This is a genomic window from Bacillus sp. FSL R9-9410, assembly GCF_038050385.1.
Taxonomy (GTDB): domain Bacteria; phylum Bacillota; class Bacilli; order Bacillales; family Bacillaceae_G; genus Bacillus_A; species Bacillus_A cereus_U.
Genome location: NZ_JBBOTV010000001.1, coordinates 1,866,569 through 1,884,828, shown reverse-complemented (window position 1 = coordinate 1,884,828; position 18,260 = coordinate 1,866,569). Strand labels below are relative to the sequence as shown.

Here is an 18,260-nt window from a genome sequence, read left to right as displayed (position 1 = left end):
CTACTGAGCGCTCAGTAGGGACGATGTTTATCGCGGTACCACCCTAGTTGTAGACTTCTTTCGTCTACCTCTCTTCTTCTTTAACGATCGTTTGACCGTCCTTCCCTTCAAAAGTTGGCGGGAAAGATGCTCCAAGGCTGTAATTCATGCTTACCTTTGTACTGATTCACACCGACCATCAGCTCTCTTTAACAGTGAGATAAGCACTACTGTTTCCTCTTCAGCGCATATATGATATGGAATTAAGCTAATTTATTTTTGAAACCTTTTAACTCATCCATGAATCTATGGAATTCTGGAATATCCATTTGTTGCGCAGAATCTGATAACGCAACTGCTGGGTCCGGATGTACTTCTGCCATTACTGCATCTGCTCCAATTGCAAGTGCCGCTTTCGCTGTTGGTAATAATAAATCTCTACGTCCTGTTGAATGTGTTACGTCAACGATAACTGGTAAATGTGTTTCTTTCTTTAAAATCGGTACTGCTGAAATGTCTAATGTGTTACGTGTCGCTCTTTCGTATGTGCGAATACCGCGCTCACAAAGAATAATTTGGTCATTTCCTTGTGCAATAATGTATTCTGCTGCGTTAATGAACTCATCAATTGTTGCTGCTAATCCACGTTTTAGTAATACTGGCTTATTAACCTTACCTACAGCTCGTAGTAAATCGAAGTTTTGCATGTTACGTGCTCCAACTTGAATTACATCAACGTATTCTAATGCCATTTCCACATCATTCGGATTTAAAATTTCACTAATAATCGCTAAGTCGAACTCATCTGCTACTTGTCGTAAAATTTGTAAACCTTCTACTCCTAGACCTTGGAAATCGTATGGAGATGTTCTCGGTTTGAAAGCACCGCCGCGCATTAATTTAAGTCCTTGATCTTTCATAGCTTGCCCTACTTGGCGAACTTGCTCTAAACTTTCTACCGCACAAGGTCCCATAATAAACGTTTGTGTTCCGTTTCCAATCAATTCACCTTTAACATTAACAATTGTATTTTCTTTTTTCTTTTTACGTGAAACTAGTAATGCTTTACGGTTATCATCTTCTTGTAATTCTAAGCTTGCTTTGAAAATCGTTTTGAAAATATGTTGAATCGTTGACGTTTCGAATGGTCCTTCGTTATGCTCTGCGATCATATCAAGCACTTCACGCTCACGTACTGGGTCAAAGCGTTTCGTACCTTGTACTTGTTTTTGTTCCCCAATTTTTTGAACGATTTCACCGCGTTTGTTTAAAAGGTGTAATAGTTGTAAGTTAATTTCATCTACCTGTTTACGTAATTGATCTAATTCATGATTTGCCATTTGGAAATCCTCCTCTAATGTTTTAAAAGTATAGTAAGAGAATGAAAAATTCTCTATTTTCTGAACTGGGTAATTATACAAACTTAAAGTGGAATCGATACCTCTTCTTATTTTAAACTAATAATTACCATAAAGACACTATCTACTAGTTAAAAAACCACTTTTTTTGTACAAAAAAGCCCTACTGAATAAATCAGTAGGGACGATATTTATCGCGGTACCACCCTAGTTGTAGACTTCTTTCGTCTACCTCTCTTCATTGTTAACGATCAATATGACCGTCTTTCCCTTCATAAAGACAATACTATCTTTACTACGAAAAAGATGCTCCAGGACTGTAATTCGCTCTTGTTTTTGTACTGGTTCGCACCAACCACCAGCTCTCTGTTACAGGGAAACAACAACTACTGCTTTTCCTTTCAACGCATGACTATTTTATTTTCAAGTTGGACCACTAAAATACAAAAAGTCCCTACTGAATAAATCAGTAGGGACGATATTTATCGCGGTACCACCCTAGTTGTAGACTAACTTTCCGTCTACCTCTCTTCACTGTTAACGATCAATTGACCGCTTTTTCTTCATAAAGACAATACTATCTTTACTATGAAAAAGATGCTCCAAGACTGTAATTCATGATTATCCCTGTACTGGTTCACACCAACCACCAGCTCTCTGTTACAGTAAGACTAACCACTACTGTGATCTCTTCATTGCACTTTGTTTATTCAAATGTTTTTGAAATTGAATAAGTATGATTCGTATTATAGAACGTTTTTCAAAACACTGTCAACAATTTTTTATTTATTTTTTAAAATTCCATTTCTGCCCTATGATTCCTCTTGTAAATTCTCCGTTACGATTCCGATGCGAATTATTTCATTTTCTATTAAATTTAATACATGTCTTTCTACTCCATACTTGGTTAATAGTTCTTTTATTTGTATGATCTCACTTTCAAGTAAATCGGCTTCTTGACACGTCTGAAGTAAAGTGAAAAACACATTTGCATACAATTCTTTATACGCTTTCATACTCTCTTTCTTTTCAAGTATCTCTATAAACAACTGTTTCATTTCTTCTTGATTACATTGTCCTTCCACACCTTGAAATTTACTCGAAATAATATTTAATCCTTTTTCTAAAACCTCATCCATGCATAAAACAATACGTAAAAGCATCATATATTCTCTCGTTGTTATTACGCCCATTTTCGGACGTTCTCTTAAAAATACACTAAGCCACGCTGTCCAAAATTTTTGTTGTTCCTTACCACTTAACGTTTTTACGTAGTAGCATACATACTGCATAAATTTAATTTTATTCTCTTCGTTTTCTTGCATCAAAAGTGGATATAACCAATCTGTTTTTTGCTCCCAATATAATACGCATTTAATAAATACAAAGCTAAGCCATTTTAAAAATGCTTCTCTCGTATATGGATGTAGTGCATCTAAATGTTCTACCGCATACTTAATATATCTCCTTATTTCTGTAAACAAAGGTACATTAATTTGCGTATAACATAATCCCGCCCACGCATATTTCGTAAGCTCACTTTCTTTCTTTAAATCTAAGTAAGGTAATACATTTTTTCGACACCATTGCTTCTCAATATGGTATAAAAACGTAATATCTGCTGTTAAACGAGCAAACATGAAGTTCGTTCTTTCCGAAGTAACCCTTACCTGCTCCTCAAATAAAAATAAATATTCATACACGTTGCGATCGTATAAATGATCATATGCTAACAGTTTTAGTAATACAGCAGTCATCTTCCCAACAGGATGCTGAATAGATTCATTGTAAAACTCTTGTTTTCCAATCTTGAAATCCGATTCCCCTCTCATAACTTGTGGAAGTACAGAAAAAGCAAAGCGTTTTACAATCCGTATACTATTTTCATCTAACTCTTCTAATCGATTACTAATTTCATATAGAAAACTACTAATTAACCAATGAAAAGCAGTATTTCTAACAAACTTCTGCAATAACGGTATAATCTTTTGAATTTGTTCATTCGTCAAATTTCTGTTATTTCGCCACTCTCTAATACAAACAAACCATACTTCATTACTAATTTCGTGCACGCCTACTAGTTGGTAAGCAAACGAAATACTCCACTCTACATTCAATTTACACGCTTTTGATAACATCTCTAAAAAATGGCGTTGCTCAAAAACACCGTCTCTTGAAAATTGCCGAACTTGCTCCATTATTTCATCGTCTTTCAGCTGCAGTAATCCATCAGCTGTTACATTGCATGTAATACGTTGTTCATTTGCCTCTTTCTTCGGAACACTGTATAGATCTGAAGAAAAATGAGGGTGTTTCTGTTTCATTAGCTCGTATCCTTCCGCCGTACACTTATTATTCGAATCACACGTGAATAGTAAGTCTAATACAAGACAAGCATCAAACGCCCTCTCTTCTGCAAGATACTCTAATACATGTTGAATTACTTCTTCTTTAGTTTCCTCTAAAGCATCTGCGTAATAATTCTTTAAAAGTTGAAACACTTCATGTTTACATGTGAAATCTAACAGAACATCTGCATGTAACAACCACTTCAGTTTGTCATCCGCTGTAACGAATACATTATTAATCATTGCTTCAATCGCAATTCGCTTTTGAAGTACACTATCAGTTTCTATCATTTCTGTAATATAATAATTTGCTTTTTTCTCATTGTTTTCACATAAATATGTAAGACACTCTTTTACAATTTGAATTAAAAATGTAAAATCATTTTGCTGTAACTCCTGCTCTGAAATTTCTCTATCTCTTTTTTTCAGTGCATGTTGTCTTAATGACAATAGTTGTATTTTTTCTAACCCCGTAACCATAATCGGATTTGCGTAGTAAGTAATATGTGGTCTCATTTTCTCTTTCCAAATTCGCTCCACATGAGAAAAAACAGGCATCGGTATACGACTCGATTCCTCGAGTTCAATCGACTCTTGCGTATCATTTCCCCATCTTCTTACACGCTTCAGTTTAAGTTTCCCGTCTAAAATAAATGTTAATAGCAACAAGCCAATTTCTTTATGCTCAGGGAAAGAACATTTTTGCAATAAATATGTGATCATTTCAATAGAGCTACTATCTTTCTCTGCTGTTTCTAATAAAAGCAATGTCCATCTTGCAAACAACAAAGGGTCCATCGTTTCTTTCGTTTCGTTTAAGTAAGTACAAATTGTTCGCCACCATAACGGGGATATTTTAGAATGATTTTTAAAAATCAATTGAAATAGTTCTTTTTGATGACTAAATAGAAATTGCTCCACTAACCATTCCGCAAGCAATTCATCTACTTCATCATAATTTGCTGTAAGCAGAAATAAATTTCTTAGTTTACCTTCTGCTTCAAGCCATTCCACCCATTCATAATCACGAGCAAATTCAACGAAGTACCGAACAGTTTCAATTTTTTTTATTGACTGTTTTATATAGGATAATTGCTCCTGCTCTACTGATGGAGGTACGGTTACAATATCACGAATACGCATTCTTTTCGTAATATAATTATCCCCCATTAATTCCGCCCACCGCTTCACTGCTTTCACAAGTGCCTGATGATTATTTGCCTTATTCGGATACACAATCGGTCTTATCCCTAAATGCTCCCAATGATATGTATTATCACCTTGTGCGACGAAAGCATAACGCCTTGTACTCGGTGGTAAGCCTGTTGCTAAATATTTCATTACAGGATCATTATGACTATACCCAACGAATAAAACAGTGTAATTTGAAAATAAATCAACTAAAAATCGTCTCGCCCACCCTTCTGTTAAGTAAGCCCTTCCAAAATCACCATCCGTTAAAATTAAAGCTTCTTTCTCTTGTTCTATATTCCCATGTATGTAAGCCAGCCCTTTAAACGCTCTCCCTGTCGGTAAAGCAGGTGCATAATAAATATTCAGCTCTCTATTCATTTCTGTAATTACAGACGTAAAATGTTGATCAAAGTTTGTCGTTACAATTCGAACATCCGTATCTAACGGAAACAGCCTTGGAATCGCATAGTGTAATGGATTTGGTTTTGATTTTTCTATATTAACGAGGTCTCTTGCAACTTGATGCACATCTTTCGTTTTCGCAATTTTACCGAGATAATAATCGTGGGGTTCTGTCATCTCACGATTTTCGACATATAAAGCTTTCGAAATTTCATCAACTAAATCATCGAAATTCGGTAAGTTTGATTTTCCCTTCATAGAAACTCCTGCTCCAACGAATAATACTAACTTCCCTTGTTCAAGGTGATCGATTAACTCATCTGGAATTTCTACTTCTGAAGTTATCCACATCCCGGATTCCCCCTTACCTAAAAATGTCATACGCTCTCATTTCACTATAACATTTTTTGATTGTTTTTTTAATATTTAGATAAAATTTCAGCGTGATAAAGTTTTATATAAATTAAACCGTTCCAATGTATGAACTCCTGAATTTATTGTAAAACTATGTATAAATGGGAGGTGTAAATATTGAGTGATATTACTGTAATACTTATCAAATTTATATCATGCATCATCGCTTTTAGTATCGGACTAGCTCTATTTTTCCCAGCAACGCTCGTCCAAATCATTTCTTTTAGTCTCTTCGTCACAATCGTTTCTTATATGTTTGTTGATAAAATTATTTTAAATCGAATTGGCAATTCCGCTGCCATTATGACGGATTTCTTACTTACGTATTTAAGCGTTTGGATTTTCGGTAATATTTTATTAGACAACTACATGCAAATTGCATGGGGCAGTATCCTTTCTGCCATCGTCTTTACATTATCAGAAGTAATCGTCCATCGCTTTTCTAATTCCCACACAAGGCACACCAATGATAACATTCGAATTAATCGCCGGTTTGCATATGGTACGGAGTTTGCTGAAGAACAGAATGTGTTGGATAAAGATAAGAAAAAGTAACACGATAATTACTGGTGCAAAAAAGGAACTGTCTCATCAGTCGAATTTTTGACGATGTGGCGCTCCTTTTTGTTTTTTGTAATATCAATACGGTGAATGAAATTATATTAACGATTTTTGAAATATATCTATCGTAACTCTAATTTTATCAACGATTCGACAAGGAACATCAATTTATCGACAATGTTTGACGGCCTATCCTCAAATAAAAAAGCTGCCCCCCATTAAGAGACAGCAACTTCAATACTTATGCTTCTACTTTTAGATCTTTCAATGCAACAACATCTGCAAATGATCCAAATACAACATTATGATGTTTTACAATATCTTCCGCACACAATACATCTGTATCAAACGTACTATGCGCATCACTCACTAATGTTACTTTATATCCTTCACTAAACGCTCTGCGCGTTGTCGTATCAACACAGTACTCTGTTTGCATACCTGAAATAATAACATGCTCAATCCCTTTTTCTTGTAACACTTCGTTTAAGTTCGTCTTATGGAATGAATCTGGCGTCGTCTTTTCAACGATATTGTCCCCTTCTTGCGGAGCAATCGCCGCATGCACTTTCCAGCCAGCTGTACCTTTTTCTAACGGATGATCTTTTGGCCCGTTATGTTGTACATAAATAACCGGAATATCATTTGTACGACATTCTCCAATAAGCTCTTGCAATGTTTCTAAAAACTTTTCCCCATTATGTACTGGCATTCCTGCTGTATACATACCCGCTTGCACATCAATAACTAGTAATGCTTTTTTCATTTCACACAGCTCCCTTTATTTTTATAAGCCCCTGCATTTTTATTATAATTGTTTATATTCTACCATCCAACAATCTTCTAATTTCCCCTCATGCAGTTCATGTTTCTTTAATATCTTCACCTTTTTAAATCCACATTTTTCATAACAGCTTATCGCACGTTCATTATTTACTCTAGGATCCATCGCTATCGCTTCTGCTCCTAAACTCTCTATACTGTATGTAATGGCTGCTTGAACGAGATTTGTTCCAATTCCTTTTCCCCAATACGCTGGTTCACCGATAAATTGGTCCATTCCCCATACATTTTTCATTTCTCCATATCCATATAACGCTTTCCATTCAGCATCAACAGGATACATTTGTATGTAACCAATCGATATTTCATCAAATTCTACTAGGCATCTTTTCTCATTACTGTTTGGATTATGTATAAAATGATCAAGTACCTTTTCTACAGATTGCGGATTATCTCGTCCTTCGTAATACTGTAAAACTTCTGGGTCTGTTAACCATTTTGAAATGATAGGTGCATCGTTTTTTATTACGTATCTAACTAATAATTGTCCCTTTTGGAATAACATAGGTCACCTCCTTATTAGTTACTCTTATAATAATTTTTCTATATGCGGATAGTAAATTTTTCAAACAGCTTTACTTGCATAATCCCACAATAAGAAATTATTCTGTTCAACTTATACTGAGTATCATAAACTATTATTTAACTAACTAAAAGAATGTTTCCCATAATGAAGTTCTTTTGTAACAGGACCTAAAAAACTAAAACAATTTGGAGATGAGACTTTGAAATCAACATTAATCATCCTTCGGGGAAACTCCGCAAGTGGCAAAACAACAATCGCAAAAGAACTGCAAGAGCATTTCGGTCACGGAACACTTCTAGTCTCTCAAGATGTCGTTCGTAGGGAAATGCTAAAAGTTCACGACACATTGGGCAACCTATCTCATGATTTAATTTTTGAGATTACGAAGTACGGAAAAGGAAAATGTGAATTTGTCATTTTAGAAGGTATATTAAACAGTCGTAGATATGGAGATATGTTAAAAGAATTGATATATTATTTTGAAGGAAACGCGTATACATATTACTTCGATTTATCACTCGAAGAAACGATTAGACGGCATAATACTAGAGAAAAACGACTTGAGTTTGGAGAGGATTTATTGAGTAAATGGTATAATCCTCACGATACAATTGAAGTAGATAGAGAAACTGTTTTTACAGATGATTTCACACAAAAAGACATATTTCATGCGATTGTTAATGATGTGACGCAACAAAAATAAGACTGGCAGAATGAGTCAGTCTTACTTTCATTATGTACCTTGTATTTCGGTCTTCATTACGGAACAATCTTTACATAAGTAATAATATATATTCATTTCCCCAAACTGAAAATCAACTACTGAAATAAGTTCCCGTTCTTCAAGGTCTTGTGTAATTGTAGCAACATATTTCATCTCTTTAGAACAAGCTGGACATCCCAAATCTTCTGGAACATCACCATATAAAGGCGCTCCTAACAATCTACATACATATTCCGAACCGAATAAGTCAAAAGCTTCCCAGTAACTATCTTCATCAGTAGGTATATCTTCATTTTTCATATTCGTTAGCTTTACATTAGTTTTTGGAAGATTGACCGGTAGCTTATACTCAGCTTCCATAATCCACTCTTCCGTATTGTCTTGTTTTATTATTTGTACCGTTTTGCCCCCATTACTTAATTGAAAATATTGCGGCTCCCACACCATCGCACAATTCAAGCAAGAGATGAATGGTAATACAATCAATTCAGCATTTTTAAGTTCAGCAAGTCTCTCATCTTTCAAATCAAAACAAAAAATTTGATGCATTTTCTCACCGCATAACTTACACAATGGTAATTCACAATCTTGACCACCGAAATAATGATTATATGAATCTTTCCCTTCCATTACTCTATACCCTTTCATTTCATTGCAATGTGCGCCATATAATTCTGTTGTCATATTCTATCCTCTTCTCGCTTATAAAGGTAATCCTCGATACTAATCTTTTAATAACTTTCGGTACATAAAACATTTTTTATTGTTGCTAATCATCATTTTTCTCATTCTTATCACCGTTATCTTTTTGGTATGAATACGATAATAAAATAATAACAATTTACAAGAAGACTGAGTTCTGTATCCATTCTGACACTATAGGGATTTGGAACGTTATAAACCCTAGTATAAGACTAAATAAAACAATTACTATTTTATGAATATTTTTCTCCTATTTATCTAATTGTATTTTAATAGTGATAGAAGAACAATATGGTTGTCAGAAATACAAATAAGGATTATATAATTCAATAGGGTTACTTTTACTGCTCACGGTACTCAGCAGCAAAAGTAAGGTTTTATTCTTTTACATATCCTTCAAATTTTTTCAATGAATCACATTAAGGTAAAAAATAAAAGCCAGTCTCAATAAAGAGAACTGACTTCTATTTGGATAACCATTATTATAAAACTTTTACTTTAACAGTTTGTCTTCCCCAGTTCATAGCTTTACTTTTTGAACCCATTAAAACATCAATACGATTTCCTTTAATAGCACTACCAGTATCACCAGCAATAGCTTCTCCATAACCTTCTACCCATACTTTAGATCCTAATGGGATTACCTTCGGATCTACTGCGATAATTCTCATATTAGGATTTGTCGTTAGATCATGACCCATCGCAGTTAAAACGCGTCCACCATATGTACCATTTTCACTTGGATCAGCAGTATATGCTGTCGCTACTACCGTTAATTCACGTTTAGCAGACTGTGTGTTATTTTTAGATACTTCTTGTGTCTTTGTTGCTTCTTTTGCTTTCGCTTCTTCTTTCGCCTTTTCTATTTCTCGTTCCTTAGCTTTTGTTATTTCTTGTTCCTTCGCTTCTGCTATTTCCTGTGCTTTCGCTTTTGCTATTCCTTGTTCCTTCGCTTTTGCTATTTCCTGTTCCTTCGCTTTTGCTATTTCCTGTTCCTTAGCTTTTGCTATTTCCTGTTCCTTAGCTTTTGCTATTTCCTGTTCCTTAGCTTTTGCTATTTCCTGTTCCTTCGCTTTTGCTATTTCCTGTTCCTTCGCTTTTGCTATTTCCTGTGCTTTCGCTTTTGCTATTTCTTGTTCTTTTTCTTTCGCTTTTGATGCTTCCTTAGCTTTTGCTATTTCCTGTTCCTTCGCTTTTGCTATTTCCTGTGCTTTCGCTTTTGCTATTTCTTGTTCCTTAGCTTTTGCTACTTCCTGTTCTTTCACTTTTGCTATTTCCTGTGCTTTTTCTTCTTCTTTCGCTTTTGATGCTACCTTAGCTTTTGCTACTTCCTGTTCTTTCACTTTTGCTATTTCTTGTTCTTTTACCTTCACTTCTTTCTGCTCTTTTGTTGTTTCTTTCGCTTTTGCTATTTCTTGTACTTTTGCTTCTTTCTGCGTTTTTACTTCTTCCTTTGCTTTAACTGCTTTTTGTACTTTCGCTACTCGCTTCGTTTTCTCTTCAGCTTTCTTTTCAATTGGTGCTGTACTTGATAGGAAAGAAACATTTGCATAGGCTGTTTTTCCTTTATACTCAAATTGCAGCCATCCATCTTTTACTTGATGTGTTGATTCAATTACATCATCTTGTTTCAGTCTGCCAAGAATTTCTGATTCTGTGTTTGCTTCAGTACGTACATTTAATAGGTTTGCTGTTACATGATAAATATCTTTTGTATACTCCGAACTTACAAACAATTCTTTACCATTTAAATCAATTTTTGACCATCCTTCTTCAGTATGTATGACCTTTAACTTTTGTCCTTCTTTTACTTTTTCGACAACTTTTGATTCCGTAGTTGGCTTTTCACGTACGTTGAGTACATCCGCTGTTACGATAGTTTCTGCGATAGCAGATGTGGTAAAAGCCCCCAATCCAAGAACTGTTGCTGTTGCTGCGCCAATTATTTTTTTCATAATAGCCTCCATTTCGTTTTTTGAGTTCTATCAAATGCTTCCATAAAATCAGGTGATTTCACGGAATATCAAAACATTTGCAACCATATATCGATATTGCTTAATATAATGTTATTAGAACCCTTTACTTCAATAGTATCAAATTCTCATTTATAATTCTATAAATTATAAATCTCCTTACCTTGTATAAACGTTTCCTATCCTTCTTCTTTATACTAAATAGTCGTCGCAATTCCTGCCAGAAATAAACTTACGATTGCTAAAAAAGGAATACCCACTATTGCTCCGCTTAAATGAAACTTATAATCTTTATAGCCCTTCATCCCTTCCGTACTAGGAATAACAACAAATCTCGGAGTAATCCAGCAAAATATAAGCCAATCGATTATTAATAAATCTACTAAATTGAAAATCATTAAAATACTAAAACTATGTAAATAGGCCTCAATATACAATAGTTTTTCATGTTGATGTAGTATATATGTTGAAACGAAAGGAGTACCGAAGAGAATCACATTGTATGCAATACTAAAGTAAATCGTTTGCTTTTTTTCATGAATCGATTTCGGAAAAACTACCTTTTGAATATCTTTTGGATAATCATTTAACGAAAGACGAGGATTATAATATAAAGACCCCAAAATCATTACGGATAGTACAATAGACATGATGACACCAACGTACATCATTTGCTCTAATTGACTCATAAGCCTCATTCCCCCTTTTCTGTAATTCCTATGTAAGTCATTCACTTAATTACATAATTGTATGTACGTAAACAAGCAAAAATTAACAATTACCTTTTTTCACCAAATCAAATTTCTTGCAATGTACATGCAACTTTTATACAGTGGAAGCCTAATTAGTACAGATAGGATTGGTGAAACCTATGAAAATTGAACATATTGCAATTTGGGTAAATGATTTAGATTTAATGCGTGATTTTTATATGAAATACTTTAACGGCAAAGCAAACTCCTTATATCATAATGAAGCAAAACAATTTGAATCTTATTTTATTACGTTCGAATCTGGGGCAAGGCTTGAACTTATGCGTAAAAAAGGTATAGAAAATGAGCCTAACCTTAATATTACTGGTTATGCACATATGGCATTCTCCGTTGGAAGTGAAGAACGTGTGAATGAACTAACAAAAAGGTTAAAAGACTCAGGTTATCCTTTATTAAATGGACCACGTTTCACTGGAGATGGCTATTACGAAAGTGTAATAGGTGATCCAGAAGGCAATCAAATAGAAATCACTATTTAACGATCGTTTATCTTTTCTGAAGAACAAATGAAAATTAGTTTGGAGGAATACTATGCATAAGCTATATTTTAATAAATTTGAAGCGACAGACTTCAATTTATATTTCCAACTCGTATCAAATGAAGAAGTGATGGCACAAATTACTGAGCGCGCTATTCCGTTAGAAGAAGCGCAAAATGACTATGAAAAATTGTTACAGCGCAATGAAAAACATAAATTATTTGGTTCCAATAAAGTTTATGACTCTAGTACAAATGAATTTATCGGACTTGGGCATATAACAGTAAATGAGGATGATTTAAAAGAAGCTGAACTTGGTTATATATTATTGCCAGAACACTGGGGAAAAAGATATGGTAGTTGTATTGCAAGAGAATTAATTGAAATAGCGAAGCAGACAGATGTAAACGTACTAAAAGCAATTATTGATCCAAATAATATCCCCTCTCGAAAAATTTTATTAAACGCTGGTTTTACATCAGATATAGTTTGTGAGATGGATGGATTACCTGGGGAGATATTAAGTAAATATATTTAACTATATAAAAAGCAATGCTACATTTGAACTAACAGTAGCATTGCTTTTATCTTTTATTATTATAAAAGTCCATTTTCACTTTAATACGAACTAAATCATTATTTCTTTATCTCGTCTACTACACTTTGAACTAAAGAAATAAGAGCTTTCTTTGTATCCTCATCTGTTATTTTTGCATCATCACTAAATTTAGTTCGCACAGATGGGATTAATAGTGAGCCATTTTGAACGCCAATTGTATCTAGCATACCTAGTGTAAGTAATAAAGATTCATGGGCTTTATCCCCTCCCGCAATTGATGGTGAAGCTGTTATAATAGCCACTGGCTTTTTATAAAGTTCCGCTGATGAAACAAGCCATTCTAAAGCATTCTTCAAAACTCCTGGAATACTTTTTGCGTACTCTGGTGTACAAATAATAAGTGCATGTGCTTCACTTAATGTCTTTCGAAATTCTTCAACAACAACCGGTGCTCCAACTCGATCTACATCCGGATTAAAATGAGGTAGTTCCTCTATCCCATTATAAATAGTGTAATCTATACCTTCTGGAATAAATGCTGCTAAAGTTTTTAATATGTTTGTGTTGGATGATCCTTCCCTAATACTTCCTGAAATCGCTATGATTTTTTTGTGTATACTCATATGATCCCCTCCTACAAACATCATACTTATGCAGCCATAGAAAAATCAAAAATATTGAACTATTTAACAAGCTGTACATTCATCAATTTTGTTTACATAATAATATTATGGTTTATTTTTAACCTTTTATAAAATAGGTAAGGAAACTCCATATTTGTTATCCTATTTGAGAACGGACAAATCATGTTTGTAAATGGTTTTCACGACTATTATGAATGTTGGCCAGCTGGGGTCCAATGTGAGGATTTGCTTGTAGTTGCTGCACCTGTTATCAAAGGTGAAAAATGGGTCGTGACGCAATGGATGAGAAGAAGAGCATTGTTGTAACAATTAAATTTGCCGACTTTATCATTTTAACCGAGAAGACCCCTCCTCTAAACCAAGTGGATAGTTCAATTCCAATCTACAATTGAAGTTTTTTTGTGAAATTCATTGAAAACATACAAACAGCCATCATTTCATGGAATGATGGCTGTTTCTGTTTACCATTATACATAATCTTAACTTGATGACTGCGTTATTTATAACAGCCAAGCAACCTCCCTACTATACAATAGAAAACATCATATACACTCCAACAACGAAGAAAACGGCTAATGTCTTAATTATCGTAATACCAAAAATCTCTTTATAAGCTTCCCGGTGCGTTAATCCTGTAACCGCAAGTAAGGTTATAACTGCCCCGTTATGAGGTAAAGTATCCATACCTCCTGCTGCCATTGCAATTACACGATGCAGCACATCTAACGGAATATCAAAGTTCGCTGCCGCTTCAATATATTTATCTGCCATTAAACCTAATGTAATACTCATTCCACCCGAACCTGATCCCGTCAGACCGCACAAAATATTCGTCATGACCGCTCCGCTAATTAAAGGGTTTGAAAATGTACCTGTCAAAGAATTTTGAATCATGACAAATCCGGGTAAAGCTGCTATAACGGCACCAAATCCATACTCGGCTGCAGTGTTCATGGCAGCTAAGATTGAACCACTTACGCCCACGCTTGTAATAGATTGAAACTGTTCTTTTACCGCTTGGAAGTTTAATAATATAGCAGCAAGTATTCCGATAAGAAGTGCCATTTCCACTGACCAAATACCTACGACTTGTCCCATATCAATCGTTCCGTACTCCTTCAAACCTATAGATGCAAAATCAAATCCCTTTGTATACCAAACCGGGATGAATTCTGTAAAGACTTTATTCATCACTCCGACCAGTACAAGCGGAAGAAAAGCTACCCAATAACTAGCTGGAATAACATCGCTGGAAACAATAGGCGCTTGCACCAATTGTGCGCTAGTTGTGGCAGCCAGTTCAGAAGTGGCACCGCTTTTTCCGAAGTACCCCTCTCCCTTAGCAGCAGCCTTCTTCCTACACCTTTCCAAATACAGCATGCCACATATAAAGATAAACAGTGCTCCGATAATCCCTAATGTAGGAGCTGCATAAATATCTGTTTTAAAGAACGTAGTTGGAATAACATTTTGGATTTGAGGTGATCCAGGAAGTGAATCCATCGAAAACGTGAATGCACTGAATGCAATTGTCGCTGGAATGAGACGTTTCGGAATATCCGCCTCGCGAAATAATTGCGCCGCAAACGGATAAATCGCAAATACTGCGACAAATAAACTGACACCACTGTATGTAAGAATCGCTCCCATTAACACGATGGAAAGAATAGCTCTTTTCACGCCTATAAAATGGATGATAATTTTCGCGATTTTTTCTGCTATTCCAGTGATTTCTACCACTTTACCGAATATCGCTCCAAGCAAAAATACAGGAAAATATAATTTTATGAATCCGACCATCTTCGCCATAAAAACATTAGAAAAGAATGGTAAAACATTCGCCGGTTCCGTTAAAAATACAGCCAACAAAGCACATAACGGAGCGAATAAAATGACTGAGAATCCTCGGTAAGCCACAAATATAAGCAAGCCAAGCGATAACAATACAATCAATAAATCCATAACCGCATTCCCCCTCAATAAAATAGATTCTCTTAAATTTACTTTACACCCTTTTATATTTATATATATTATTGCAACACCTGCCAGAGGCAGGCATTACTTTTTGTTATTTTATTTATGATGAAAAAGCGGTACCCTCTTTTCTATAAAAGCCTCCACTCCCTCTCTTACATCACTCGTTTGAAATACATGGCCGAAATTCTCAGCTTCTATTTTTAGCCCGTCCTCAAGAGAAGAAGATAATCCCTTATTGATAGATTGCTTCATCAAAGATAAAGCAGGAAGGGAAAATTGAGCCATCTTCGCGGCTAGTTCCTTCGCCTTATTCAGCGCTTCGCCACGCGGAACAACATGATTCACCAAACCAACTCGCCAAGCTACCTCGGCAGTGAACGGTTCACCAGTGAACATCATTTCTTTCGCACTTGCAGTTCCTATTAATCGAGGCAAACGTTGCGTGCCTCCCGCACCTGGAAACAATCCTAACTTCACTTCTGGAAGCCCGATTTGAGCATGTTCTTCTATAATCCGTAAATCACATGATAAAGCTAATTCACACCCGCCCCCAAGCGCTAATCCGTTAATAGCAGCGATTACAGGCTTCGACAATCTTTCTATTTTATTTAATGGATTCTGAAGCCACAATGATTTTCCCTCTGCATATTCATTCCCTTTCCCAATCCAGTCCGGAAATGACTTGATGTCTCCTCCTGCAACGAAGGCCTTTTCTCCAGCGCCAGTTAGAAGTACAGCAATTACTTCATCATCCCGTTCGATTTCATCGACCACCGCCGTCAGTTGCTCAACCACAGCACCGCTCAATACATTCACAGGAGGATTATCAATGATGATTGTCGCGATTCCTTTTTCTTTGGACCATGTAACAACCCGCTTATTTTCCAATTCAATCCCTTCTTTCCAATATGTAATGAGATAAAAAGCAAACTGTTTTACTCCCCTTCAGCACATCAACTCGTTCTTTTAATTACATAGCCGACCTTTTCACTATCCCAAGCAGTACCGATTCCTTCCTCCTTCAGCTTGAACTTCTGAATCCGTTCCGTCGCGGTTTTTGGAAAAGTTTCACTGAACTGAACATATCGCGGCACCATGAAGTAAGCCATACGTTCTTGACACCAATCTATAATCTCTTCATGGGACATCGTTTCTCCTTTCTTTACAATCACATATAATTTGACATCCTCTTCTCCCACTTCCGATGGAACACCGATGGCCGCTGATTCAAGTACTTTCGGGTGATTATTCACTACCTTTTCGATTTCCCAAGAGGAGATATTTTCTCCACGCCTCCGGATACACTGTTTGATTCGATCGCAAAAATATAAGTAACCTTCCTCGTCTAGATAACCACGATCTCCTGTATGGAACCATCCCTCCTTCATCGACTCTTCTGTTTTATCCCGCATTTTATAGTAGCCTTCCATGAATGCTTGTCCCTGTAAGGAACGTATAAAAATCTCTCCAATTTCACCAGTCCGCGCTTCATTTCCATCCTCATTGACAATCTTCGTCTCTACGTAAGAATAAGGCTTTCCAATAGAAGGCGGCTTATTGGCATTCAATGGATTCGTTACACAAAAACCCGTCGTTTCCGTTAATCCGTAACCCTCTACAATCTGGACGCCAAACCTCTCCTCAAACGGCTTCCAAAATTCCTTAGGCGTAGCAGCACAAGCCGTCACCCTTACAAAATTTTCATTATCGTTTTCCTTTTCTGGTTGCTTGCAGAGAATAGGAATCATAGATCCTAAAGAATTAAAAATGGTTGCGCCATGACCACGAATTTCATCCCAAAATCTAGAAGCACTAAACCGCTTGCCAAGAGCAATCGTCGCATTGGAAGAAATAGCACCGAGTACTGTATGGGCCTGGGCGTTAATATGAAATAACGGCAACGCTGTATATAAGATATCTTTCGAACTTGCGCCAACCATATAGGCGGCAAATGACTGCGCAGAATTTACATAGGCTGAATGACTTAACATGACCCCTTTAGGTAATCCAGTCGTTCCAGAGGTATAAAGGATACTGTTAATAGAAGAGGAGGAAACAAATTCAGTTGGAAGGTGATGATTATTTGTATTCAGTACATCTTTCAATTCGATTACGAGCCGTTCTTTACCATCGCTCGTAATGACTACGCTTTCATTATTTCTGTAAGCAACAATTTGAATGTCCCTTTGTATAAGAGACAAACAAGAAGCAATTTGAGGAACAAATTCCTTCTCAACGATAATTAGCTTACAATCAGAGTGAGATAAAATATACTGTAGGCCCTCTCCTTTTAAATGCACATTCAGAGGCACTGCAATTGCTCCCATAAAAGATAAAGCAAACCATACATCCAGATATTCAGGAGTGTTATGAAGCATAATACAAACCTTATCCCCTTTTTGAATACCGAGTTCACAAAATCCCGCTGCAGCTTTTGTAATTCGATGATAGAGCTCCTCATACGTAACTCTTTGTTCTTCAAATTGCAAATACACTTTACTTGGTGTTTTTTCAATACTTTGCATAATAAAATGCGGCAAACTGTGATTTTCCAGCATTGAATTCCATCCCTTCTTGCTATAATCTTTTTTATTTATATAGCAAGAAACATGCCAAAAATCGACTCATTCTCTATTCTCTTATTCCTTCAGGGATATACCCCGTTCTCCCTTACATGTCCACCTTCACATGTCGCATTTGCGCTACAAATGATTACGATCATGTCGCATCTATAAGAAAGTGTCGCAAAAAAGAGACAGTATGTATTACTACAAACCAAACAAAAAAAGGGCCTGTTTGCCCTT

15 protein-coding genes and 3 other annotated features are annotated in these 18,260 nt (G+C 35.8%); of the genes, 4 read left to right on the top strand and 11 right to left on the bottom strand.

Features of this window, described 5'->3' with window-relative positions:
• Window positions 1-13 precede the first annotated feature (13 nt).
• Window positions 14-233, bottom strand: a binding site (T-box leader).
• Window positions 234-242: 9 nt separating this feature from the next.
• Together MKX77_RS09850 and MKX77_RS09845 are read right to left on the bottom strand one after the other, a co-directional pair.
• The gene (locus MKX77_RS09850) at window positions 243-1,319 is read right to left on the bottom strand and encodes a bifunctional 3-deoxy-7-phosphoheptulonate synthase/chorismate mutase (RefSeq protein ID WP_341306484.1); all 1,077 of its coding nucleotides are present in this window, start codon (window positions 1,317-1,319) and stop codon (window positions 243-245) included.
• 195 nt (window positions 1,320-1,514) lie between these two features.
• Window positions 1,515-1,751: a binding site (T-box leader), on the bottom strand.
• 54 nt (window positions 1,752-1,805) lie between these two features.
• Window positions 1,806-2,042 (bottom strand) — a binding site (T-box leader).
• Between the two features lie 107 nt (window positions 2,043-2,149).
• The gene (locus tag MKX77_RS09845) at window positions 2,150-5,662 is read right to left on the bottom strand and encodes a DUF4020 domain-containing protein (RefSeq protein WP_341306483.1); all 3,513 of its coding nucleotides are present in this window, start codon (window positions 5,660-5,662) and stop codon (window positions 2,150-2,152) included.
• A 150-nt stretch (window positions 5,663-5,812) separates the two neighbouring features.
• Here MKX77_RS09845 and MKX77_RS09840 point away from each other — a divergent pair, with 150 nt between their 5' ends.
• A complete protein-coding gene (locus tag MKX77_RS09840; protein ID WP_341306482.1) occupies window positions 5,813-6,250 on the top strand; it encodes a YndM family protein in 438 nt (145 codons plus the stop codon).
• Between the two features lie 247 nt (window positions 6,251-6,497).
• On the opposite strand, the gene MKX77_RS09835 is transcribed toward MKX77_RS09840, so the two are convergent.
• Together MKX77_RS09835 and MKX77_RS09830 are read right to left on the bottom strand one after the other, a co-directional pair.
• Window positions 6,498-7,022 carry a cysteine hydrolase family protein gene (locus MKX77_RS09835; protein WP_341306481.1) on the bottom strand — a complete coding sequence of 175 codons (525 nt, stop codon included), beginning with the start codon at window positions 7,020-7,022 and terminating at the stop codon, window positions 6,498-6,500.
• A 42-nt stretch (window positions 7,023-7,064) separates the two neighbouring features.
• Window positions 7,065-7,604 (bottom strand): GNAT family N-acetyltransferase, encoded by a 540-nt coding sequence (locus tag MKX77_RS09830; protein ID WP_341306480.1) that lies wholly within the window; start codon window positions 7,602-7,604, stop codon window positions 7,065-7,067.
• Window positions 7,605-7,824: 220 nt separating this feature from the next.
• Here MKX77_RS09830 and MKX77_RS09825 point away from each other — a divergent pair, with 220 nt between their 5' ends.
• Window positions 7,825-8,328: a kinase gene (locus MKX77_RS09825; RefSeq protein ID WP_341306479.1), complete on the top strand. Its 504-nt coding sequence runs from the start codon at window positions 7,825-7,827 to the stop codon at window positions 8,326-8,328.
• A gap of 30 nt (window positions 8,329-8,358) precedes the next feature.
• Here the strand turns inward: MKX77_RS09825 and MKX77_RS09820 are convergent, their stop codons facing one another.
• The 3 genes from MKX77_RS09820 to MKX77_RS09810 form a co-directional block, all read right to left on the bottom strand.
• Window positions 8,359-9,033 carry a hypothetical protein gene (locus MKX77_RS09820; protein WP_341306478.1) on the bottom strand — a complete coding sequence of 225 codons (675 nt, stop codon included), beginning with the start codon at window positions 9,031-9,033 and terminating at the stop codon, window positions 8,359-8,361.
• 500 nt (window positions 9,034-9,533) lie between these two features.
• Complete coding sequence (locus MKX77_RS09815; protein ID WP_341306477.1) at window positions 9,534-11,006, bottom strand: SH3 domain-containing protein; 1,473 nt, start codon at window positions 11,004-11,006, stop codon at window positions 9,534-9,536.
• 215 nt (window positions 11,007-11,221) lie between these two features.
• Complete coding sequence (locus MKX77_RS09810; protein ID WP_215553420.1) at window positions 11,222-11,713, bottom strand: nitroreductase; 492 nt, start codon at window positions 11,711-11,713, stop codon at window positions 11,222-11,224.
• A gap of 182 nt (window positions 11,714-11,895) precedes the next feature.
• On the opposite strand from MKX77_RS09810, the gene MKX77_RS09805 reads away from it, so the two are divergent.
• Both MKX77_RS09805 and MKX77_RS09800 read left to right on the top strand, forming a co-directional pair.
• Complete coding sequence (locus tag MKX77_RS09805; protein WP_215553421.1) at window positions 11,896-12,276, top strand: VOC family protein; 381 nt, start codon at window positions 11,896-11,898, stop codon at window positions 12,274-12,276.
• 52 nt (window positions 12,277-12,328) lie between these two features.
• Window positions 12,329-12,814 (top strand): GNAT family N-acetyltransferase, encoded by a 486-nt coding sequence (locus tag MKX77_RS09800; protein ID WP_341306476.1) that lies wholly within the window; start codon window positions 12,329-12,331, stop codon window positions 12,812-12,814.
• Between the two features lie 98 nt (window positions 12,815-12,912).
• On the opposite strand, the gene MKX77_RS09795 is transcribed toward MKX77_RS09800, so the two are convergent.
• From MKX77_RS09795 to MKX77_RS09780, 4 genes are all read right to left on the bottom strand, one after another.
• The gene (locus MKX77_RS09795) at window positions 12,913-13,458 is read right to left on the bottom strand and encodes an NADPH-dependent FMN reductase (protein WP_341306475.1); all 546 of its coding nucleotides are present in this window, start codon (window positions 13,456-13,458) and stop codon (window positions 12,913-12,915) included.
• Between the two features lie 546 nt (window positions 13,459-14,004).
• Window positions 14,005-15,441 (bottom strand): GntP family permease, encoded by a 1,437-nt coding sequence (locus tag MKX77_RS09790; RefSeq protein ID WP_341306474.1) that lies wholly within the window; start codon window positions 15,439-15,441, stop codon window positions 14,005-14,007.
• A 111-nt stretch (window positions 15,442-15,552) separates the two neighbouring features.
• Window positions 15,553-16,344, bottom strand: coding sequence for an enoyl-CoA hydratase (locus MKX77_RS09785; RefSeq protein ID WP_341306473.1), 792 nt, complete (start codon window positions 16,342-16,344; stop codon window positions 15,553-15,555).
• A gap of 65 nt (window positions 16,345-16,409) precedes the next feature.
• On the bottom strand, window positions 16,410-18,014 hold the full coding sequence (locus MKX77_RS09780) for an ATP-dependent acyl-CoA ligase (RefSeq protein WP_341306472.1): 1,605 nt from the start codon (window positions 18,012-18,014) through the stop codon (window positions 16,410-16,412).
• Window positions 18,015-18,260 lie beyond the last annotated feature (246 nt).